Below are 22,387 nucleotides of genomic sequence, written 5' to 3' on the forward strand. Positions count from 1 at the left end.
GGTGGTCGCCACCGAGACCTCCACGCTGACCGTGATCAGCGTACCGACGGTGGCCTATCTGGGCGCCTTCACCTACCTGCAGTTGGCGATCGGCTACCTGATCGGGCGCATCGTGGTCGCGTTCGTCCTGCTGCCCCGGTACTACACCGGGAGCATGGTCAGCGCCTACGCCTTTCTCGGGCAGCGGTTCGGTTCCGGCATGCAGGGCACCGCTTCGGTGACGTTCCTGGTGACGCGACTGCTCGCCGACGGCCTGCGACTGTTCGCCACCGCGATCCCGGTGAAGGTCATGCTGGAGTCGTTCGACATCACCGTCTCGTACTGGCAGATCGTGCTGGTGCTGTCCCTGCTGACCGTCGTCTACACCTACCTGGGCGGTATCCGCGCCGTGGTGTGGGTCGATGTGATCCAGATGGCCGTCTACGTCGGCGGATCCGTCGTGGCCGGACTCATCCTGTTCGGCAAACTTCCCTCCGGATGGTTCGGCGACGCCGTGCAGCAGGGCAAGTTCCAGCTCTTCGACTTCGGCTCCTCGATCGTGACCAACCAGTACTCGTTCGTCGCCGCGGTCCTCGGTGGCGCGGTGTTCGCGATGGCCTCGCACGGCGCCGATCAACTCATGGTGCAGCGCCTGCTCGCCTGCCGGAATCTGCGGGACAGCCAACGTGCTCTGATCACCAGCGGCGTCGTCGTCCTGCTGCAGTTCAGCCTGTTCCTGTTCATCGGATCCATGCTGTGGGCGTTCTTCAACGGCGCCGCCCCCTCCGCCCTGGGGATGGCAGGCAGCGACGAGCTGTTCCCCCGGTTCATCGTGAACCAACTCCCCCCGGGATTGTCCGGCCTGCTGATCGCGGGAATTCTGGCCGCGGCGATGAGCACCCTGTCGTCCTCGCTGAACTCGCTGTCGACCTCGACGGTCAGCGACCTGCACCAGCGCATCACCCGGCACAAGCCCGACGACGCGACCGTGCTGCGCCGGGCCAGGATCTGGACACTGGTCTGGGCACTGGTCTTCGTCGTGTTCGCTTCGATGTTCAGCAGCACCGAGAATCCCGTCGTGGAGGTCGGCCTGGGGATCGCCAGCTACACCTACGGCGCCCTGCTCGGGGCGTTCCTGCTCGGACTGCTCGTCAAGCGGGCCCGGCAGAGCGACGCGGTGATCGCGTTCATCGTCACGCTGGCGAGCGTGCTCTACCTGGTGTTCGGCGTGACCTTCCCGGACGGTGAAGGCGGCCGGGCTCCGCTGGCCTTTCCCTGGTACACCCCGATCGGGGTGGTGATCACCCTCGTCGTGGGCGGGCTGCTGTCACTGCGGCATCCCGATCCCGAGCCCGAGGAAGCCGCCGAGGAAAGCACCGAAATGGCCTGACACCGGGTGCGCGAGCGCTGTGTGGCCCGGGGCGGGCAGCCGCCCCGGGCCTGACCCGTGTGGCGGCACCGCTGCCCCGGGCTGTGCGATGGTGCTGCGGTGTCGGCGGCCCCTGCGGGGCGGCCGTCGGACACCTCCCGAGCCGGGGTCGAGAGAGAGTCGCCATACCGCGGCAGCGTGTGGCTTCGCATGGTAAACAGACACACAGCAGGGATCAGCGCCGACACCGGGAGATGGGCCCGCGATGGACTCGACGGATCACGAGGACGTTCGCGGAAAGCTCGACTCCTACTTCTCCGGGCATCTCGACGACGCGGAATGGTCCGTGGTGCGCGCGCACCTCGCCGAGTGCGAGGAGTGCAGCGCCGAACTGACCCGGCCCGTCCCATGGCGCCGCGCCGCCCCGCAACGGGTTGCCCCGCAGGATACCGGGGACGGGGCGCTCACCGACGAGTTCCCGGAAGACGAGGACGCCGGCGGGGATCCACCGGACGACATGGATCCGCAGCAGCCGTATCCGGACGGCCCTCCCCCGACGGTCGAGGTGATCGCTCCACCGGGGTGGCCCGTCGTGTTCGGCACGGCCCTGGTCGCCGCCCTCGTGGCGTTCGGCCTCGGATATGCCGTGGCCACCATTGCCTGAGAAGCTGCCCTGAACGGAGTGCGCGGATCGGCTACTGCACGCTTTCCGGCAGCTCGGCGGAGGACTCGTCCTCCTCCGTTCCGGGGACGCTCGCACCCTGGCCGGGGAGCTCCTTCTGGCCCGATGCCGCACCCACCGGCTCCTCGGCCTCCTCCGTACCGGCATCCTCCTCGGATGACGAGCCGAGACGCTGCGAGATCACCGTGGTGATGCCGTCGCCGCGCATGCTCACGCCGTACAGCGCGTCGGCGATCTCCATCGTGGGCTTCTGGTGCGTGATGATGATCAGCTGGGAGTTCTGCCGAAGCTGGTCGAGCAGGCCGATCAGCCGTCGCAGGTTGGTGTCGTCCAGCGCGGCCTCGACCTCGTCGAGCACGTAGAACGGTGACGGCCGCGCCCGGAAGATCGCCACCAGCATCGCCACCGCCGTCAACGACTTCTCCCCACCGGACAGCAGCGACAACCGCTTGACCTTCTTGCCCGGAGGGCGGGCCTCGACCTCCACCCCGGTCGTGAGCATGTCGTCGGGATCGGTGAGCACGAGCCGCCCCTCGCCACCGGGGAACAGCACCGAGAAGACCTTCCGGAACTCCGCGGCCACGTCCTCGTAGGCCGCGGAGAAGACCTCCAGGATCTTCTCGTCGACTTCCTTGACCACATCCAGCAGGTCCCGGCGGGTCGCCTTCAGATCCTCGAGCTGGCCGGACAGGTATCTGTACCGTTCCTCCAGCGCGGCGTACTCCTCCAGCGCGAGCGGGTTCACCTTGCCCAGCGCGGAGAGGTCCTTTTCCGCGCGCTCGGCCCGCCGCTGCTGGGTGTCGCGGTCGTAGGGCACCGACGGGGGCGCGCTGACCTGCTCGCCCCGCTCCTTGGCCGCCTCGTACTCGGCCATCTCCGCCGGGCTCGGCGGCACCGGTACGGTCGGCCCGTACTCGTCGAGCAGGTCGTCGAGCCCGACCCCGAAATCCTCGATGATCTTGGACTCGAGCTGCTCGATGCGCAGCCGCTGCTCGGCACGCACGACCTCGTCCCGGTGCACCGCGTCGGTGAGTTTTTCCAGCTCCCCCGACAGTTCCCGCACCCGGTTGCGCACCACGTTGAGAGCCTGCTCGTGCTCGGTCTGCTGAGCCTGCACGGTGTCGCGCTCCTCGGTTGCCGCGCGCAGCGAAGCCGCGATGCGTTCCAGCGCGGTCTCGCAGCCGGTGACAACGGCATCGGCCACTCGTGCCCCGTGCTCCCTGGCCTTGCGCGCCGCCTCGGCGCGTGCCCGCACCTCGCGCTCGTGGCGTGCCGCGCGGCGCAACTGGTCGGCCTTGCCCTGGACCGCCCGTGCCCGCTCCTCGGCCGTGCGCACCCCGAGGCGGGCGTCCATTTCCTCCTGGCGAACCGTCGACAGCTCCCCGCCGAGCCGGTCGCGCTCGGTGGTGTCGGGCTCGTCCTGCTCCTCCTGTTCGGATTGGACGACTTCCAGGCGCTCCTCCAGCTCGGCGAGCTTGGTCAGCGCTTCCGCGCGGGACTGCTCCACCTGGTCGCGCTGCTGCTGCAAGCGCTCGACCTCGCCCGCAGCCGAACGGGCCGCCTTCTCGAGGCTGGCCACACGTTCGGAACTACGCGCCCGCACGACCTTGGCCTCGTTGATCTGCTCCTGGGCGGCACGCACTTCTTCCTGGCGGTCCCGCTCTTCGGCACGTGCCCCTTCCAGTGCAGCCACGTGCTGCTCCAGGCGCCGCTGTGCGGCGGCGAGCTCCTGCTCGGCCTCGTCCACGGCCGCCTGAACCTCGAGCACACTCCGGCCCTCGCCGGCGGTGCCGGACCCCCCTGTGGCCCAATGCCCGCCGAGCACGTCACCCTCGCCGGTCACGGCCCGCACCTCCGGATGGCGCCGCACCAGTTCGGCCGCGGTCTCCAGCCCGTCGACCACGGCCACCCGGTCCAGGGCACCGGCCACAGCAGGCCCCAGCTCCTCCGGCGCGTGCACGAGGTCGACCGCCCAGCGGGCCTCCCCGCCCAGGGACGGCCACTGCTGTCGATCGGCGATCACCGCGGAATTCGCCACCAGCATGCCGGAGCGGCCCGCATCGTCGGCCTTGAGCATCTCCAGCGCGGAGACGGCGTCACCGACACCGCTGACGGCGACCGCATCGGCCACCGTGCCGAGCGCTGCCGCCAGTGCCGACTCGGCACCCGGCTGCACGGTGAGCAGCGAAGCCACGGACCCGAGCAGTCCCGGGATGCGCTCCCCGGCAGCCATCAACGCGCCGGCACCGTCCTTGCGTTCCAGCCCCATCGACAGCGCCTCGATCCTGGCCTTCCAGGATGCGATCTCCTGCTCGGTGGCACGCTCCGCCTGCGCGAGTTCGGACACCCGTGCCTGTGCGGCGTCCCGCGCCTGCACCGCATTCGTGTGCCGCTCCTCGAGACCGGCATCATCGGAGTCCTGCCCCCCGCTGTCGGCCTCGGCCTCGTCGTAGGCACGCTGCGCGACCTCCGCGCGCTCGTTCGCCTCGGTCAGCGATGCCGACAGCCGCTCGATCTCGTCCGCCGTGGCGCTGACCTTGCTGCGCGTGGACTCCACCTGTCCCGACAGGCGAGCCACGCCCTCCCTGCGGTCGGCGACGGCCCGGACCGCTGCCATGTGCTCGCGCTCCGCCTCCTGCAGAGCCGACTCCAGCTGGGAACGGCGCTGCACCACCTCGGACAAGGTGTCCTGCGCATGCTGCACCTCCTCCTGGAACGTGGCCTCGCGCTCGGCCACCTCCTCGGCCTCGCGTTCCAGCTCCTCGGGATCGCGGCCGCCGCGCTGCTCCTCGTCGTGGGCCGTCAGATGCTTGTGCCGCTCGGCGGCCAGGCGCAGCGTGCCGTTCAGACGCTCCTCGAGAGCCGAGAGCCGATACCAGGTGTCCTGGGCCCGGGCCAGCCGCGGGGCGTCGGCGGAGACCTGCTCCTGGAGCGTCTTCTCCTCCGACTGGGCGTACTGCAGAGCACGCTCGACCTCGGTGCGCCTGGCGCGCGCGGCCTCCTGGTCGGCCTCCTCCCGGGCGAGTTCGGCACGAGCTGTCACCAGGTCATCGGCGATCAGGCGCAACCGGGCGTCCCGGAGTTCGGCCTGCACCGACTGCGCCTTCCGCGCGATCTCGGCCTGCTTGCCGAGCGGTTTGAGCTGCCTGCGGAGTTCACTGGTCAGGTCGGTCAGACGGGTCAGGTTCGCCTGCATCGCGTCGAGCTTGCGCAGTGCCTTTTCCTTGCGCTTGCGATGCTTGAGGACACCGGCGGCCTCCTCGATGAGCTTGCGGTGCTCCTCCGGTTTGGCCTGCAGAATGCCGGCGAGCTGACCCTGGCCCACGATGACGTGCATCTCGCGGCCGATGCCGGAGTCGGACAGCAGTTCCTGCACGTCCCGCAGCCGGCACGAATTGCCGTTGAGTTCGTACTCGCTGGCGCCGTCCCGGAACATCCGCCGGGTGATGGAGACCTCGGTGTAGTCGATCGGCAGCGCGCCGTCGGCATTGTCGATGGTCAGCGTGACTTCGGCGCGTCCCAGCGGTGCACGCCCGGAGGTGCCCGCGAAGATGACGTCCTCCATCTTGCCGCCCCGCAGCGCCTTGGCGCCCTGCTCACCCATCACCCAGGTCAGCGCATCGAGCACGTTGGACTTGCCCGAGCCGTTCGGCCCGACCACACAGGTGATGCCGGGCTCGAAGCGCAGGGTGGTGGCCGAGACGAAGGACTTGAATCCCTTGAGCGTGAGGCTCTTCAAGTGCACGGCTTCTCGAGGACCTTCCCGCGAGGCGAGGATTGCGCACGGTGATGACCGCACACGGTGAGTTCACCGTCCGGCAAAGCCTACCGGTGGCTCTGCGCGCGTCCTCGCCCAGCCACCCGGGTGGCCGGGCGTTCGCGGCTGCTCACCGCTCCACGAACCCGGACAGGCCGCCTTTCGGTGGCGACCACTGCTCCGCGACATGCTCCACCTCACCCGGTGCCGCATCCGAGCGCAGGGTATCGAGCAGCTGTTCACACGCGGCAGCGGAGCCTTCGGCGACGACCTCGACCCTGCCTGCGGGCAGGTTGGTGGCGCTGCCGACCAACCCCAGTTCGAGCGCCCGGGCACGCGTCCACCAGCGGAATCCCACTCCCTGCACACGGCCGTGCACCCAGGCGGTCAGTCGAATCGATTCCGTATCCGTCACACCCGACATGATGCCGGATGACCGGATCGGTCATCGGCCCTGCTCAAATCCCTCCCTCCGGCAGGGGAGGGAGCGCCACACTCCGGGTCCGCACAAGCACGTTGCGCTGCGAACGAGTGCCCCCGCTCACGCATGGCGCCATCCGATGGCTACCGTGTCGCAGAAGCAATACCCCGCAGTATCGAAAAACTGTCGCGAGCACCGCGCTGTTCGCCGCGGGTGCCCGTGGCGAAGTCTCGGATCTCGCCGGAAGCAGGCTCGCAGAGTGGGACGCCGATGGATGCGATGCAGTACGAAGACCCCGATGCCCGACCGAAGCGCCTGATCGTCCTTGCCGGAGCGGGCATGGTGGTCGCCACCGGTTTCGCCACGGTCGCCGCGATGGCCCTCCCGGCCGCCCAGCGCAACACCGCCACCCCGGACATCATGGTCGATCCTCACGTGGTCTCTCGCAGTGGTACGAGTTCGGCCCCCGCGTCGACCGGGCGGTTCGTGCCGGTGCCCTCGGCCTCGGAACGGGACCGGGCAATAACTTGGTTCTCCTCGACCACCCGCGGCTTCACCGACGGCGGCACGCGGAAAGCAGATCATGACGGGCGGACGTCTCCCACACCCGCCCCGGGCAAGCCACGACCGCCAGGTGGACAACAGCCTGGGCAAAAGCCGCCCGGAGAACCCGATCCCTCTGGTGATCCCACTCCTCCTGGAGACCCCGGCCTTCCCGATGATCCGGATTTCCCCGGCGATCCCGACCCCACCAGCGAGCCGGAGCCCACCGGCGACCCCGAGCCGACCAGCGAACCGGAACCCACCGGCGACCCGGAACCCACCGACACGGGCACCTCCGAACCACCCGACAGTGGCACTTCGTCGGAGGAGACCAAAAAAACCAAGGTCACCTCTGCCCAATGAGCGACCTCGCGGTGCACGCCTGCCGATCGCTGTGCTCCTGGCATCGCACGCCCGCGGAGCTCGACGGCCTGCCGCTGCTGGCCTGCCGAGGATGCGGTTCGCAGTGGGTCCGCAGTGAGCCGTGGACTCCGATCGACCACACCGGCCGCATTCCCGACGAGGTCCGCACCGAGATCGAGCAGCGTTGAACCTCGACCGCGACGTGGTTATGCCGGGTCACCGTGGACGAGAACGTCGGCGCGCGCCCGGGTGGCCGACACGAGCGCGGCATTGGGCTCGTCGCTGCGCCGCACCCACTCCCGCGCCTGTTCGGGAGACTTGCCGTAGCGGACGTGGCGAGCGATGAGCCGGTCGAGGCGGCTGTCCTCGTCGGGCGCCAGGAACCACACCTCGTCCAGCAGATCTCGCACCTGCGACCACGGGCCACTGTCGAGCAGCAGATAGTTGCCTTCGGTGATCACCAGCGGTACCTCCGGCGGCACGGCGATCGCCCCCGCGAACGATTCCTCGACCTCACGGTGGAACTCCGGCGCGTAGACCACCTCATCGGAGAGGTCACGAAGGCGTCGCAGCAGCGCGAGGTAACCCGCCGCGTCGAAGGTGTCCGGCGCGCCCTTGCGGTCCTTCTTGCCGAGCCGGTGCAGTTGCGCCTCCGCGAGGTGAAACCCGTCCATCGGCACCAGTACGGCCGAATCGCCGATCTCCTCCTGCAGCTTCCCGGCAAGCGTTCCCTTGCCGGAGCCTGGCGCACCGGTGATCCCGAGCAGGCGTCGCCGTCCCACCCCCACCAACGCGCGCGCCCGCTCGACCAGATCGGCGAGATCACCATCGTGGTGCACCGGTTCCACTCCCGCATCCGCTCGCGCCGGGGTACCGCCGGCCGCCGGAGATTCGGCAGCACTCATCCACGACACGCCCTTTCGCAGCCCCAGGATATGCATGAACACCCATTCTCGTCCCTTCGACGGAGGCGAAAGTCGGCGTTCACTCACCAGTGCGCGTTGCGCGGGACCGGCTGGCATCCGGGGCAGGTGTAGGAGGAGCGGTTCATGAACGTGTCCCGACGTACCGTGGCGCCACAGGCGGAACACTCCCGGCCGCTCTGCCCGTACACCGCCAGGGAGCGGCCGAAGTAGCCCGACTCGCCGTTGACGTTGACGTACAGCGCGTCGAACGAGGTCCCGCCCGCCTGCAGGGCATCCCCCAGGACATCGGCAACCGCATCGAGCAGCCCGCGCGCCTCCGGTCGCGTCAGGGTCGCCGTGGGGCGAGCCCAGTGCAGCTTCGCTCTCCACAGCGCTTCGTCGGCGTAGATGTTGCCGATTCCCGAGATCAGGCTCTGATCGAGCAGCGCACGTTTGACACCGGTGCGCCGCGCTCGCATCGCCTCGACGACCGCCTCCCGGTCGAAGGCGGGCTCCAGCGGATCCGGTGCGATGTGGGCGATCGGCTCGGGGACCGCACGCCCGCCCACATCGACGAGCGCGGTCAGGCTCAGCCCGCCGAACGTGCGCTGATCGACGAAACGCAGCTCGTCACCACCGTCATCGAAGCGCAGGCGCACGCGGAGATGCTTCTCGTCCGGAACATGCGCGGGCTGCACCCGCAACTGGCCGCTCATGCCCAGATGCGTCAGCAGCGCCTCACCGCCTGCCTGCGGGGAAGCGGCCACAGCGCTCGCGGCGGCTTGCGCCGCATCACCGAGTTCCAGCCAGAGGTACTTGCCACGGCGCCGGGCCGCCGTCAGATGACGACCCGCCAACCGGGTCGAAAAGTCACCGGCGCCGGCGCCGTGCTTGCGTACCGCACGCGGATGCAGCACTTCCGTCTCCACCACGGTTCGTTCCACGGCATACGCAGCGACACCGCGACGGATGACCTCGACTTCGGGTAATTCGGGCACGAGTGACAATCCTCGATCACACGCCGGAGGGACCCCGCACGGGGGCACCACGTCCGACGTCAGGACGAAGGCGCCTCATCCGAGCTTCCGGCGGCCTGCTTGACCTGCTCGGAAAGCCTGTTCCAGGCCGTCTCGGCGGCCTTCTGCTCCGCGTCCTTCTTCGTCCGGCCCGAACCCTGCCCCAGGGTGTCGCCGCCCACCACGACGAAGGCGCTGAATTCCTTGCGGTGATCCGGCCCCTGCTCCTCCACACGGTATTCCGGAACACCCAGTTCGGCAGCCGCCGTCAGTTCCTGCAGACTCGTCTTCCAGTCCAGGCCGGCGCCCCGCTGCGGCACCTCGGTCAGCAGTGGCCGGAACAGCCGGTGAATCACCGAGTGAGCCACATCGATCCCGTGCTGCAGGTACACCGCGCCCAGCACGGCTTCCAGGCCATCGGCGAGGATGCTCGCCTTGTCCCGTCCACCGGTCAGTTCCTCACCACGTCCGAGCAGCAGGTACTCGCCCAGTCCACCCTCGCCGAGATCCCGCGCGACACCGGCCAGCGCGTGCATGTTCACCACGCTTGCCCGCAGCTTCGCCAGCTGCCCCTCGGGCAGGTCCGGATGCTCGCGATACAGGTAATCCGTGATCACGAGTCCGAGCACGGCATCGCCCAGGAACTCCAACCGCTCGTTCGGCTCCAACCCACCGTTCTCGTAGGCATACGAGCGATGCGTAAGAGCGAGGGTGAGCAGCTCGGCGTCGAAGTCGACGCCGAGAGCTTCGATCAGGGCGGTTCGGTCCACAGCGTGGCCCTTGGACTGCTTTTCCCCCACGGTGGTCGCCTATCAGGCGGGCTCGGCGACCTGCCGGCCGCCGTACTGCCCACACGAAGGGCAGGCCACGTGCGGTGGCTTCGACTCACGGCAGGCACGGTTCGAGCACTTCACCAGCGTCGGCACCGAAGCCTTCCACTGCGAGCGACGGTGACGAGTGTTGGACCGCGACATCTTGTGCTTCGGGACAGCCACGACTAGTTCTCCTCCTCGGTGCCGCCGAACCGCTCACGCAATGCGGCCCAGCGAGGGTCAATCGTCTCATGATGATGCTCGGGGTCGAGCTCGGCCCACTTGACGCCGCACCCGGAACACAATCCCCGGCAGTCCGGCGAGCACAGCGGTGCGGGCGACAGCGATGTCAGCACCGTATCCCGCACCAGCGGCTCGAGGTCGATCAGGTCGTCGGTGACCCGGCTGACCTCGTCTTCATCGGTGCTGGTGTCGGTGGCACTCTCCGGGTAGGCGAACAGTTCCCGGAACTCGACCTCGACCTCGTCGGAAATCGGATCCAGGCACCGTGCGCACTCGCCGGTCAGCGGTGCCCGGGCGGTACCGGACACCAGCACACCCTCCACCACGGCTTCCAGCAGCAGATCGAGTTCGATCGGCTCGCCCTCCGGAACCCGAACCATGTCGAGTCCGAAACCGGCCGAAGCCGGCGGGCGGCGCGTGTAGCTGCGGCTGGCACCCGCTTGGCGGCCGAAGTCCCGGGTATCGATCACCCAGGGTCCGGTCCGAGTGGCACGCACACCATCGTGGTTCTGAGACATCACAGGTTTCGGGTAGGCGCGTTCTGTCCCGATCGGCAACCGGGACAGTGTGGGCACAGCCGACCCCGGGCACCCGTACCGAAATCATCTCCGGACTCGGTGCCGGGGACCATTCCGGCACGGGTCACCCCAGGCCAGCCGTTCCAGGCTACGTGACACGGCCGGAGGGAAGGAAATCACCCCGCCGCACGTCCCGCGGCATCGTGACCGGAGGAACCGTTGCCGGCCGACTGCCAGTCCTCGTAATCGAACGGCGCGCCCATCGGACTGCGCAACTGCTGCCTGCCCTTGCCCACCGTCCGCAACGTGCGCCCGAGCAGCTCCTCGAAATCGGCCAGTCGGGAGTCGACGTAGGCATCGCACTCGCTGCGCAGACGCTCGCCGTCGGAGTGCGCCTGGTCGATGATCCGCTTGGACTCCGCGTGCGCCTCCTGCACGACCTCGGTCTCGGCGACGAGCCGGGACTGCTCCGACTGCCCCTCGTACACCGACTGCTCATAGGCGGCACGCCCGGCCTGCACCATGCGGTCGGCTTCCGATTGGGCACGGCTGACGTAGTCCTCGTACTCCCGGCGGCCGTTGGTGATGGTCTGCTCGGCCTCCGCCTGGGCCTCGGAGACGATCCGTTCGGCACGCTCCCGCGCGTCCGCGAGGAGCTGCTCGGCCTCGGCCCTGGCCTCCGAGGCCGTCTTGTCCGCCTCGGAACGCGCGTCCGTGAGATTCTTGTCCGCCTCCGTCTGGGCCTTGGACACGAGCTCGTCACGGTGGTCGAGCACGTCCTGGGCGTCGTCGAGCTCCGAAGGAATGGCATCCCGCACGTCGTCGAGCAGCTCCAGGACATCACCGCGAGGCACCACACACCCCGAGGTCATGGGCACGCTTCGCGCTTCCTCGACGATCGTCACGAGCTCGTCGAGCGCCTCGAACACCCGGTACACGTCGATCTCCCTGCCATTGTCTGCACCCTGAGGGGTGAACCTCCCGGGTCAGCCTCTCCGAGGCACAAGCGTCTCAGAACACACCGCACCGGCGTTGATCACCCCGTTGCCGGGACGTTGCGCTCCAGTCTGCCCGTACCGACAAGCACTGCGCGGAATATCGTCGTCACCCGCGTGTCCGAGCACAAGGCGGGACCATGCACCGTTTCCGCTTCCGAGGACGGCGGCCCTACTTCTCCTCCCGCTCCGCGAGGCGCTCCAGCAGGCGATGCTCGATCTTGGGCGGCAGCAGGTTCGACACGTCTCCGCCGTAGGTGGCGACCTCCTTGACCAGGGAACTGGCCAGGAAGCTGTACTCCGGGTTGGTCGACATGAACAGCGTCTCCACTCCCGACAGACGCTGGTTCATCTGCGCCATCTGCAGCTCGTAGTCGAAGTCGCTGACCGCTCGGAGTCCCTTGACGATCGCACCGATCCCGTGCGCCTTGCAGTAGTCCACCAACAGCCCGTGCCAGGAGTCGATACGCACGTTCGGCCACTGCGTGGTGACCTCGCGCAGCATCTCGATCCGCTCGTCGACGTCGAACAGGGTGTTCTTGCTCTTGTTGATCAACACCGCGATGACGACTTCGTCGAACAAGCCCGCGGCTCGCTCGATGATGTCCAGATGACCATTGGTGACCGGGTCGTAAGAGCCTGGGCAGACGGCACGCCTCATGAGCGGGAACTTAGCACCGGCGGATCCGATCACTCAGGGCGAGGTGGTGTGGCTCACCGGTACGCGCTTCACGCGCCGCCCGCGACAGCGGTGTGCACGGCCCAGTACACCACCGTGTCGCCGTAGTGCTTGCTGCGCGAAGCCACCAGAGATTCCGGCCACCGGGGCTCGTCGCTCTGCACCGGGCGCTCCACGATCACCAGGCTCTCCGGACCCGTCCAGCCGTTGGCGACCAGCAGGCCGTACTCCTCGTTCAGACTCGCGGAATCGACGGCGTACGGCGGGTCGATGAGCACGAGGTCATACGGGTGCCGCGGGCGCGCGGCCAACGCGGTCGCCACCGGCTTCTGCTCGATGTGCATACCTCGAAGTTCGAGTTTCTCGAGGTTACGGCGCAGCAGCCGTGCCGCGTGTCGGTCGGATTCCACGAAGGTGGCCTGTGCCGCCCCACGGGAGAGCGCCTCGATGCCGAGAGCGCCGGACCCCGCGTAGAGGTCGAGAACGCGCAGGCCGGACAAATCCAGCGCCGATTCGAGGGCGCTGAACAGGGACTCCCGGACCCGCTCCCGAGTCGGTCTGGTGCCGCGCGATGGCACCTCGATTCGCCGTCCACCCAAGCTACCGGCCACGATCCGCATCACCCGGCCATCTTCGCGCAGCCGGGTTCCGGACGGCCGCCCGGGCCACGACCGCGTGAAAACGACGTGCTCCACGTCATGTGCTGTGCTGCTGCCACACAGAAAAATCACCGTGCGGTTGGACGAAGAGGGCATCAAGCGCGCCAAGGTGGCCGCATCCCGCCGCCGGCACGGGCGCCGATTCCGGGACCTCGTCCTCGAGAACCCGTTTCGGGACGGGTAGCGGGCCGCCCCCGACCGGGGAGGTCGGCGGCGGCCCGTGATCCCGGCCACCCGCGTCGGGGATGTCGGGGATCACCCCACTTCGAGAATGAGGTCGCCACCCTCGACCTGCTGCACCGAGCCGATCGCGAGCCGCTTGATCGTGCCGCCCTGCTGCGCGGTGATCGCGGCCTCCATCTTCATCGCCTCGATCGTGGCCACGGTCTGACCGGTCTCCACCGTGTCGCCCTCGGCGGCCGTCAACGTCACGACCCCGGAGAACGGCGCAGGCACGTGGCCCGGGTTGGAGCGATCGGCCTTCTCCGCAACCGGCATGTTCGAGGCGACCGAGCGGTCCCTGACCTGAATGGGACGCATCTGGCCGTTGAGGATCGCCATGACGGTGCGCATGCCGCGCTCGTCGGCCTCGCTGATCGCCTCCAGCCCGATGAGCAGCCGCACACCGGGTTCGAGATCCACCGAGTACTCCTCCCCCGGGCGCAGCCCGTAGAAGAAGTCCTTGCTGCTCAGCAGCGACGTGTCACCGTAGGCGTGGCGATGCTCGGTGAACTCCTTGGTGGGCTTGGCGAACAGGAGCCGGTTGAGGGTGTGACGCCGATCGCCGGCCAGGCCCTGGTGGTCCTCGTCGGACAGTTCGGCCACCGGACTCGCCTGAGTGCGCCCCTGCAGCGCACGACTCCGGAACGGTTCCGGCCACCCGCCGGGCGGGTCACCGAGTTCACCCTTGAGGAATCCGATCACCGACTCCGGCACGTCGAACTTGTCGGGTTCGGCCTCGAACTTGTCCGGATCCACACCGGCACCGACCAGATGCAGGGCGAGGTCGCCCACCACCTTCGACGACGGGGTGACCTTCACCAGCCTGCCGAGCATGCGATCGGCCGCGGCATACATCGCCTCGATCTCTTCGAACTTGTCCCCGAGGCCCAGCGCGACGGCCTGGGTGCGCAGGTTGGACAGTTGGCCGCCCGGGATCTCGTGGTGGTAGACACGGCCGGTCGGCGAGGCCAGCCCGGCCTCGAACGGCTTGTAGATCTTGCGGACCGATTCCCAGTAGGGCTCCAGGTCGCAGACAGCGCCCAGGTCGAGTCCCGTGGCCCTGTCGGTGTGGTCGGTGGCCGCCACCACCGACGAGAGCGCGGGCTGCGAGGTCGTTCCGGCCAACGATGCGGAGGCACCGTCGACGGCGTCCACCCCGGCCTGGATGGCCGCCAGATACGTCGCGAGCTGACCGCCCGGCGTGTCATGGGTGTGCAGGTGCACCGGAAGGTCGAATTCCCGGCGCAGAGCCGAGACCAGCGTGGCCGCTGCCGGTGCGCGCAGCAGTCCCGCCATGTCCTTGATGGCCAGCACGTGCGCACCGGATTCGACGATCTTCTCGGCCAGTCGGAGGTAGTAGTCCAGCGTGTAGAGCTTTTCCGAGGGATCGGACAGGTCGGCGGTGTAGCACAGCGCGACCTCGGCAACCGACCGCCCGGTGTCCCGCACCGCCCGGATCGCCGGGCGCATCTGTTCGACATCGTTGAGCGCGTCGAAGATGCGGAAGATGTCGATCCCGGTGTCGGTGGCCTCCTGCACGAAGTGCTCGGTCACTTCGGTGGGGTAGGGCGTGTAGCCGACGGTGTTGCGCCCACGCAGCAGCATCTGCAGGCAGATGTTCGGCGCCGCCTCACGCAGCGCGGCCAGCCGCTCCCACGGGTCCTCGGCCAGGAAGCGCAGGGACACGTCATAGGTCGCACCACCCCAGCACTCCAGCGACAGCAGCTCCGGTGTCATCCGGGCGACGTGCGGAGCGACCGCCGCGAGATCCTTGGTCCGCACTCGGGTGGCCAGCAGGGACTGGTGCGCGTCGCGGAAGGTCGTGTCGGTGACTCCCACCGCATCGGACTCCCGCAGCCAGCGAGCGAAGCCCTCGGGGCCCAGTTCGGTGAGCTTCTGCTTCGAGCCCGCGGGCGGCTCCGCCGACAGGTCCACCTCGGGGAGCTTCTCGGCGGGTTCCGGGGCGGTCGGGCGCTCGCCGTTGGGGCGGTTGACCGTCACGTCGGCCAGGTAGCTCAGCAGCCGGGATCCCCGGTCGGCGGAGTGCCGCGCGGTCAGCAGGTGGGGGCGCTGCTCGATGAACGAGGTGGTGATCCTGCCCGCGGCGAAATCCGGATCGTCCAGAACGGCTTGCAGGAACGGGATGTTGGTGGCCACCCCGCGAATCCGGAACTCCGCGACCGCACGACGTGCGCGAGCCACGGCGGTGCGGAAGTCCCTGCCCCGGCAGGACAGTTTGACCAGCATGGAATCGAAGTGCGCGCTGACACTGGTTCCGGCGAAGGCGGTGCCGCCGTCCAGCCGGACGCCCGCGCCGCCGGGCGAGCGGTAGGCGCTGATCATGCCCGTGTCCGGGCGGAACTCGTTGGTCGGGTCCTCGGTGGTGATCCGGCACTGCAGGGCGTACCCGCGCAACCCGACCGTGTCCTGGGTCATGCCGAGGTCGGCGAGGGTCTCCCCACCCGCGATGCGGAACTGGGACTGTACGAGGTCGGCGTCGGTGACCTCCTCCGTCACGGTGTGCTCGACCTGGATGCGCGGATTCATCTCGATGAACACGTGGCGGCCGTGCTCGTCGACGAGGAACTCCACGGTACCGGCGTTGACGTAGCCGATGTGCTCGGCGAAGGCCACGGCGTCGGCACAGATCCGCTCGCGCAGGTCGGGGTCGAGGTTGGGTGCCGGAGCGATCTCGATGACCTTTTGGTGGCGGCGCTGCACCGAGCAGTCGCGCTCGTAGAGGTGGACCACGTTGCCCGATCCGTCGGCGAGGATCTGCACCTCGATATGGCGGGGGTTGACCACCGCTTGTTCGAGGATCACCGTCGGATCCCCGAAAGCCGACTCCGCCTCGCGCATCGCCGCTTCCAGCGCCTCGCGCAGCGATGCGAGTTCGTTGACGCGGCGCATCCCGCGTCCGCCACCACCGGAGACGGCCTTGACGAACACCGGGAACCGCATGTTCTCGGCCACGCTCATCAGCTCGTCGATATCGGCGGAGGGGTCCGAGGATTCCAGGACCGGTACCCCGGCCTCGCGGGCCGCCCGGACCGCACGGGCCTTGTTGCCGGTGAGTTCCAGAATCTCGTGGCTCGGGCCGACGAACGTGATCCCCGCCTCGTGGCACGCCCTGGCCAGATCGGGGTTCTCCGACAGGAAACCGTAGCCGGGGTAGACGGCGTCGGCGCCCGCCTTCCGCGCTGCCTTGATGATTTCCTCGACGGACAGGTACGCGCGGACCGGGTGGCCGGGTTCACCGATCTCGTAGGACTCGTCGGCCTTCAGTCGGTGCAACGAGTTGCGGTCTTCGTACGGGAACACGGCCACCGTGCCCGCCTGAAGCTCGTATCCGGCGCGGAAGGCTCGGATCGCGATCTCGCCGCGATTGGCGACGAGGACCTTGCGGAACATGCCGGCTACCTCCTGGCACAGGTGTCGGACGATTTGTGAACGATACCCCGAAAATTCTCCCTTTCGGCAGTACCTATCGCGTGGTGGGACTCACTCACCATGCAAGCAACGCCCTGACCTGGCCTCTCGACACGCAAAACAAGGAGCCACAGGAGAAAAAATTTTCAAAATTTCTCCCAGTGTAATTACTCGGCATTCTGTGAAGCGGCTTCGGAGACTAGCTCTTCTCCAGATACCCGGCGCGCTCCTCGTCGACCAGCTCGGCGACCATACGCGCCAGACCGGGGTGCTCCCGGAGCTGCGGATCGTCGCCGACGAAGTGCTCGGCTTCCACCCGCGCCTGTGCGATCAGTTCCTCGTCACGCAGCAGCGACAGCAGCTTCAGACCCGACTTCCGGCCGGACTGGGTAGCCCCGAGGATGTCGCCTTCCCTGCGCAGCTGGAGATCGATGCGGGCGAGTTCGAACCCGTCGGTGGTCGCGGCGACCGCATCGAGACGCTCCCGCGTCGCCGTACCCGCCACCGCCTCACTGACCAGCAGACACAGCCCCGGGGCACTGCCCCGGCCGACACGGCCGCGCAGCTGGTGCAGCTGGCTGACTCCGAACCGATCCGCGTCCATGATCACCATGGCCGTCGCGTTCGGCACATCGACGCCGACCTCCACCACCGTGGTCGCCACCAGCACATCGAGCTCACCCGCCGAGAAAGCCCGCATCACGGCATCCTTGTCCTCGGCCGGAAGCCTGCCGTGCAGCACGCCCAGCCGCAGATCCGCCAACGGCCCCGCACGCAACCGTGCGGCGATGTCGATCACCGACAACGGCGGGCGGCGCTGCCGGGTATCGCCCTCCGGCGACGATTCCTCCGTCTCGTCCGCCACCGACGAGGCCGCTTCGTCGTCTCCCGGATCCCCGCCCGCGGTCTCGTCGTCACCGACCCTCGGGCACACGACGTAGACCTGGTGACCGGCTGCGACCTCCTCGCGGACGCGCTGCCATGCCCGGTCGAGCCAGCTCGGCCTCTCGGCAACCGGTACGACACTGGTGCTGATCGGCGCACGGCCGTGCGGCAGCTCCCGCAGCGCCGAGACCTCCAGATCGCCGTAGACGGTCATGGCGACCGTGCGCGGGATGGGAGTGGCCGTCATGACCAGCACGTGCGGCGAAGCCTCGTCGCCGCCGTGCGCCCGCAGCGCGTCCCGCTGTTCGACCCCGAAGCGATGCTGCTCATCGACCACCACGAGTCCGAGGTCGGCGAACGACACCCGATCCTGGATGAGCGCGTGGGTGCCGACCACGATGCCCGCACGTCCGGACGCGGCGTCCAACATCGCCTGCTTGCGCTGCGCCGCGGGCAGGGAACCGGTGAGCAGGGTGACACGGGTGGCCTGCTCGGCACCGCCGATCTCACCCGCCCGAGCGAGATCGGCCAGCATTCCCTCCAGGGAACGCGCGTGCTGAGCGGCCAACACCTCGGTCGGAGCGAGCATCGCGGCCTGGCGGCCGGAGTCGACGACCTGCAGCATGGCCCGCAACGCGACCACGGTCTTGCCGCTTCCCACCTCGCCCTGCACGAGCCGGTTCATCGGGTGTTCGGTGGCCAGGTCCGCGGCGATCCGCTCACCGATCTCCCGTTGCCCGGCGGTGAGCTCGAACGGCAACCGCCCGTCGAAGGAGGCCAGAATGCCGTCGGACCGGCTCGGTGATGCCGCAGCCGGGCGATCCTGCGAGGCACTGCGCAACCGGGCCAGTGCCAGCTGAACGCCCAATGCCTCGTCCCACTTCAACCGCCGGCGTGCGGATTCCACCTGGGACGGATCGTGCGGCCGGTGAATCATGTGCAGTGCCTCGGACAGCCCCATCAACCCGAGGCGCTCACGGAGCTCGTCCGGCAACGGGTCCTCGGTGCCGTCCCAGACGTCCAGGGCCTGAGCGACACAGCGGGCGATGGACCACGACGGCATCCCCTGTGCGGCGGGATAGACCGGGATCAGGGCGGCCGCGAACTCCTCGGCAGCCGAATGCGCCTCCTCGCCCTCGGCTCCGGTTTCGGCGTGCACGTCGAAAAGCTGGTACTCGGGATGGGCGAGCTGCAGCCGGTTGCGGTAGGCGGTCACCTTGCCCGCGAACATGCCTTGCCTGCCGGGCAGCAGTTCCCGCTCCCGCCAAGCCTGGTTGAAGAAAGTGCAGATCAGCGAGCGGTGCCCATCGGTGATGCGCGCCTCGACGATGGTGCCGCGCCGCGCGCGCATACTGCGCTTGCTCACGCGTTCCACCTGGGCCAGCACCGTGGCGTGTTCCCCGATCTCCAACCCGGCGATGGCGGTCAGTTCCCCGCGTTCGGCATAGCGACGCGGGTAGTGACGCAGCAGATCTCCCACTGTGGACAGGCCGAGTGCCGAGTCGAGCGCCTTGGCGCTCTTCGCTCCCAGCACCCGGTCGAGTTTCGCGTCCCCCGCCGTCATCGCTTCACCAGCTTTCGGTCCCCTCCTTTTCCCACCGCACGCTATCGGACACCGCCGACAGCAAGCGCCGCAACCGGATCACCGAGCCTTTCGCCCCTTTCCACCGGGTCGTCATGCCCGGCCGACGACCTATTCCACTCCCAGCAGCAGCACGGCGGCGAGATTGCCCGCGCGGTAGCAGTTGAGCTCGACCTCCGGATGCGTGCGGTGCAGATACCGGGCGAGCTCGTCGGAAAGTGCCTCCGGCGCGTGATCGTCCACCAGAGCCGTCACCAGCTCGCCGCCCGCCGTGAGCATCCGGTCCACCAGGTCGCACGCTGCCGCGGCGAGATCGTCGCCGATCAGTACGACCTCCCCGTCGGCCAGCCCGAGAACGTCACCCGGCTGGCAGTACCCCACCCACGTCAGTGCCTGCCGTACCGTGACGAGCAGTTCCCCCCGCCGGGTCGCCGCCGCCGCTTCCGCCAGAGCGACGGTGTCCTCCGCGGGCCTGCGTTCCGGATCGTGCACCGCCAACGCGGCCAATCCCTGCACCGGAGAAGCGCTCGGGACGACCACGACCTCGCGCCCCTCCCCCGTCACCCGGCCGGCAGCCTCCTCGGCGATCGGCGTCACCATCTCGTCGTTGGGCAGCACCAGCACGTGAGCCGCCTCCGTAGCGGTGATCGCCGCCGCGATGTCACCGGCTCCGGGGGCGCGGTGCGGATCGATCGTGAACACGCGGGCACCTTCGGAGCGAAACAGTGCTGCGAGCTCCTCGCTGCGTGTGCAGGCGAGCACGGCCGAACCCGCCGGGGGATCCACCGGTGCCGGGGCCGGCGCGGAGGCGGGTGCCCGGTCCGCGAAACGCGTCACCCGAATTCCGTGCACCCGCCCGATCTCGATGCCCGCCTCGATGGCAGCGCCGATATCGTCGCAGTGCACGTGCACCGCCCGGGAGTCGTCGCCGTCACCGACGACCGACACGCAGTCCCCCAGGCGTGTCAGCGTCCTGCGCAACCGTGTTGTCCCCTCCTCGGCGGCGCCCGAGAGCAGGTACATGACCTCGTACGAATAGGCGGACCCGTGCCCCTGCGGCATCACCGGTGCGGCGTCGGGATGGGCAGGCGGACCCAGCCACTGGTCGGCAGCCAGTCGCCGGCCGTCGTGGACCACCGCGTGCAGCACATCGAGCAGCACCACGAGGCCACGACCTCCCGCGTCGACCACTCCCGCATCCTTCAGGGCGGGAAGCTGCCGCGTGGTCTCGTCCAGGGCCCGCACCGCCGCCTCCGTCGCGGCGCGCACCACGGCGGCAAGGTCCGACCCGGCCTCCTCCGCCGCACACACGGCCGAGCGCAGCACCGACAACAGCGTGCCCTCCCGAGGCTCGGCCACAGCCCGCAGGGCTCGTGACTCCGCCCGTTCCAGAGCCGCGCACACCGAGTGCCCGTCCATGGTCGAGACTCCCCGGGAATCCTCGGCAATACCCCGCAGCACCTGCGACAGCAGCATCCCCGAGTTCCCCCGCGCACCGGTGACAGCGCCCCGGGCGAGCCCTCCGAGAACATCCTCCAGCGTTTCCGGTGCGGACTCGATGGCGGCCACGGCCGAGCGCATGGTCTGCAGGAGGTTCGTGCCGGTGTCGTTGTCGGCCACCGGGTAGACGTTGATGCGGTCGATGGCGTCCCGATCCTCGGCCAGCGCCGCCACCGAGAGCTCGGCCCACCGCCGAGCCGCCGTTCCATCCAGCGCCTGCAACACCCTTGCCCCTCCTCGACCATGATGGTCCGCTCGCACGGCGGGCACGAGGGTATCCGCACCGACGCCGGTGACCGGGCAGTGCCGCGCGAACGAGGCGTCTTCGGAACCCCGCAACAGGTGGGTTAGACTGTACGAGTTCCTGGATGCCGTGCACCGGATCGCCGGGACGGTGCCGCCGGAACGGCGGTGTACAGCACGCGCAGTCACCCCTGGGTGGCGAGACCGCACGCGAGTGTGGGGTCGCTCGCGTGGCCTTTCATCGCTGTCACCGCAGCGAGAATTCCTTCGCCGCAGGCGAAGGGAGGACATCGACGCAGAGTTAGGGGTGTCTGACGTGGCTGCCGTTTGCGACGTCTGCAACAAGGGACCGGGCTTCGGCATGTCGGTCTCACACTCGCACCGGCGCACGAAGCGCCGGTGGAACCCGAACATCCAGACCGTGCACGCGAAGGTCGGCCTTTCGCAGCGCAAGCGCATGAATGTGTGCACATCCTGTCTGAAGGCAGGCAAGGTCGTGCGAGGCTGACCTCGCCACGCGACACACCCCGGGGCGGAGTCACCGTCCCGGGGTTTTTGCTGCGCCGGGGCCGGAGGTTCTGCCACCCGCACCGCTGTCCGAGCCGACCCGCGCACTCTCCTACGGCAGTCGCCAGTCGATGGGCTCGGCCCCCTGCTCCCGCAGGAACTCGTTCGCCCGGCTGAACGGCCGCGATCCGAAGAAGCCCCGGTCCGCCGACATCGGGCTCGGGTGCGGGGACTCGACGCACGGAACGCCGGGCATCAACGGCCGCAGGCTGCGCGCGTCACGCCCCCACAGGATCGCCACCATCGGTTCGGAACGCTCGGCCAACGCCCGGATGGCCTGGTCGGTGACCTCTTCCCACCCCTTGCCCCGGTGCGAGGCGGACTTGCCGGGCTGCACGGTCAGGGCGCGGTTGAGCAACAGCACTCCACGCTCGGTCCACGGGGCCAGATCACCGTTGGACGGCATCGGATGGCCGAGGTCCTCGGAGTACTCCCGAAAGATGTTGGTCAGGCTCCGCGGGAGAGGCCGGACATCCGGAGCGACGGCGAAACTCAGACCGATCGGGTGGCCGGGCGTCGGATAGGGATCCTGACCCACGATCAGCGCGCGGACCCCGTGGAAGGGCTGTTGGAAAGCACGCAGCACATTCTCCCCGGCCGGGAGGTACTGGCGCCCCGCTGCCACCTCGGCACGCAGGAAGTCGCCCATCTCGGCGACCCGATCCGCGACCGGGGCCAGCGCCTCGGCCCAGCCGGACTCCATGATCTCGTTCAAGGGACGTGCGGTCACGCCCGGAAACCCTAGCGAGGACGGCGCTCGACTTCACGAGCACCCCGCGGCAATTTCCGCAATCCCTCCGAAAGACTCCGACGAAAGCATGATGGGTGCCACACACGTTCGCGTGGACGCCGAGGCCGGTGCTCGCCCACGATCGGCCGCCGCAGTGGGAACGGTCGCACGCGCACCTTCCGAAATCGGACCGAAACAATCCGAGGAGACGCTTTTGGTGGCCTCGGATGGTTCATTCGGCTAAGTTCCGGGTACTCGCGAATCCCTTCACGCATTGAAGACGGCATG

19 protein-coding genes are annotated in these 22,387 nt (G+C 68.8%); 5 read left to right on the forward strand and 14 right to left on the reverse strand.

The features are described 5' to 3' along the window. Together DFQ14_RS21150 and DFQ14_RS22495 are read left to right on the forward strand one after the other, a co-directional pair. Positions 1-1,369 (forward strand): sodium:solute symporter (locus tag DFQ14_RS21150; protein WP_114455098.1); only part of this gene is annotated, 1,369 nt, incomplete at its 5' end. A 244-nt stretch (positions 1,370-1,613) separates the two neighbouring features. Then, positions 1,614-2,012: a zf-HC2 domain-containing protein gene (locus DFQ14_RS22495; protein ID WP_246195500.1), complete on the forward strand. Its 399-nt coding sequence runs from the start codon at positions 1,614-1,616 to the stop codon at positions 2,010-2,012. 31 nt (positions 2,013-2,043) lie between these two features. Here DFQ14_RS22495 and smc read toward each other — a convergent pair whose 3' ends face one another. Together smc and DFQ14_RS21165 are read right to left on the reverse strand one after the other, a co-directional pair. Beyond that, positions 2,044-5,775, reverse strand: a complete 3,732-nt coding sequence (gene smc, locus DFQ14_RS21160; RefSeq protein WP_114455099.1) for a chromosome segregation protein SMC — start codon at positions 5,773-5,775, stop codon at positions 2,044-2,046. 142 nt (positions 5,776-5,917) lie between these two features. Beyond that, positions 5,918-6,211 carry an acylphosphatase gene (locus DFQ14_RS21165; RefSeq protein ID WP_114455100.1) on the reverse strand — a complete coding sequence of 98 codons (294 nt, stop codon included), beginning with the start codon at positions 6,209-6,211 and terminating at the stop codon, positions 5,918-5,920. Positions 6,212-6,478: 267 nt separating this feature from the next. Between DFQ14_RS21165 and DFQ14_RS21170 the strand changes: the two genes are divergently transcribed. Both DFQ14_RS21170 and DFQ14_RS21175 read left to right on the forward strand, forming a co-directional pair. Continuing rightward, on the forward strand, positions 6,479-7,114 hold the full coding sequence (locus tag DFQ14_RS21170; protein WP_114455101.1) for a hypothetical protein: 636 nt from the start codon (positions 6,479-6,481) through the stop codon (positions 7,112-7,114). Beyond that, a complete protein-coding gene (locus DFQ14_RS21175) occupies positions 7,111-7,302 on the forward strand; it encodes a hypothetical protein (RefSeq protein ID WP_114455102.1) in 192 nt (63 codons plus the stop codon). Before DFQ14_RS21170 ends, DFQ14_RS21175 begins: the two co-directional genes overlap by 4 nt. Positions 7,303-7,320: 18 nt before the next feature. Here DFQ14_RS21175 and DFQ14_RS21180 read toward each other — a convergent pair whose 3' ends face one another. From DFQ14_RS21180 to DFQ14_RS21230, 11 genes are all read right to left on the reverse strand, one after another. Continuing rightward, complete coding sequence (locus DFQ14_RS21180) at positions 7,321-8,055, reverse strand: nucleoside/nucleotide kinase family protein (protein WP_420810211.1); 735 nt, start codon at positions 8,053-8,055, stop codon at positions 7,321-7,323. Between the two features lie 47 nt (positions 8,056-8,102). Next, a complete protein-coding gene (mutM, locus tag DFQ14_RS21185; RefSeq protein WP_114455103.1) occupies positions 8,103-9,017 on the reverse strand; it encodes a bifunctional DNA-formamidopyrimidine glycosylase/DNA-(apurinic or apyrimidinic site) lyase in 915 nt (304 codons plus the stop codon). A 59-nt stretch (positions 9,018-9,076) separates the two neighbouring features. Then, entirely contained in the window at positions 9,077-9,835 is a 759-nt protein-coding gene (gene rnc / locus DFQ14_RS21190; protein ID WP_114455104.1) for a ribonuclease III, read from the reverse strand. Between the two features lie 12 nt (positions 9,836-9,847). Then, a complete protein-coding gene (gene rpmF, locus DFQ14_RS21195) occupies positions 9,848-10,030 on the reverse strand; it encodes a 50S ribosomal protein L32 (protein WP_114455105.1) in 183 nt (60 codons plus the stop codon). A gap of 2 nt (positions 10,031-10,032) precedes the next feature. Beyond that, positions 10,033-10,560 (reverse strand): YceD family protein, encoded by a 528-nt coding sequence (locus DFQ14_RS21200; RefSeq protein WP_114455118.1) that lies wholly within the window; start codon positions 10,558-10,560, stop codon positions 10,033-10,035. Between the two features lie 224 nt (positions 10,561-10,784). After that, positions 10,785-11,546: a DivIVA domain-containing protein gene (locus DFQ14_RS21205; RefSeq protein ID WP_114455106.1), complete on the reverse strand. Its 762-nt coding sequence runs from the start codon at positions 11,544-11,546 to the stop codon at positions 10,785-10,787. Between the two features lie 229 nt (positions 11,547-11,775). Beyond that, positions 11,776-12,264 (reverse strand): pantetheine-phosphate adenylyltransferase, encoded by a 489-nt coding sequence (gene coaD, locus DFQ14_RS21210; protein ID WP_114455107.1) that lies wholly within the window; start codon positions 12,262-12,264, stop codon positions 11,776-11,778. A 68-nt stretch (positions 12,265-12,332) separates the two neighbouring features. Continuing rightward, positions 12,333-12,905 (reverse strand): 16S rRNA (guanine(966)-N(2))-methyltransferase RsmD, encoded by a 573-nt coding sequence (rsmD, locus tag DFQ14_RS21215; protein WP_114455119.1) that lies wholly within the window; start codon positions 12,903-12,905, stop codon positions 12,333-12,335. Positions 12,906-13,196: 291 nt separating this feature from the next. Continuing rightward, complete coding sequence (locus DFQ14_RS21220) at positions 13,197-16,574, reverse strand: pyruvate carboxylase (protein ID WP_114455108.1); 3,378 nt, start codon at positions 16,572-16,574, stop codon at positions 13,197-13,199. A gap of 217 nt (positions 16,575-16,791) precedes the next feature. Next, entirely contained in the window at positions 16,792-19,041 is a 2,250-nt protein-coding gene (gene recG / locus DFQ14_RS21225; RefSeq protein ID WP_114455109.1) for an ATP-dependent DNA helicase RecG, read from the reverse strand. A 129-nt stretch (positions 19,042-19,170) separates the two neighbouring features. Beyond that, positions 19,171-20,784, reverse strand: a complete 1,614-nt coding sequence (locus tag DFQ14_RS21230) for a DAK2 domain-containing protein (protein ID WP_246195502.1) — start codon at positions 20,782-20,784, stop codon at positions 19,171-19,173. A gap of 334 nt (positions 20,785-21,118) precedes the next feature. On the opposite strand from DFQ14_RS21230, the gene rpmB reads away from it, so the two are divergent. After that, the gene (gene rpmB / locus DFQ14_RS21235; protein ID WP_114455111.1) at positions 21,119-21,310 is read left to right on the forward strand and encodes a 50S ribosomal protein L28; all 192 of its coding nucleotides are present in this window, start codon (positions 21,119-21,121) and stop codon (positions 21,308-21,310) included. A 111-nt stretch (positions 21,311-21,421) separates the two neighbouring features. On the opposite strand, the gene DFQ14_RS21240 is transcribed toward rpmB, so the two are convergent. Continuing rightward, complete coding sequence (locus DFQ14_RS21240) at positions 21,422-22,099, reverse strand: uracil-DNA glycosylase (RefSeq protein WP_114455112.1); 678 nt, start codon at positions 22,097-22,099, stop codon at positions 21,422-21,424. Positions 22,100-22,387 lie beyond the last annotated feature (288 nt).

Origin of the sequence: Halopolyspora algeriensis, assembly GCF_003337235.1 — a bacterium.
GTDB classification, from domain to species: Bacteria; Actinomycetota; Actinomycetes; order Mycobacteriales; family Pseudonocardiaceae; genus Haloactinomyces; species Haloactinomyces algeriensis.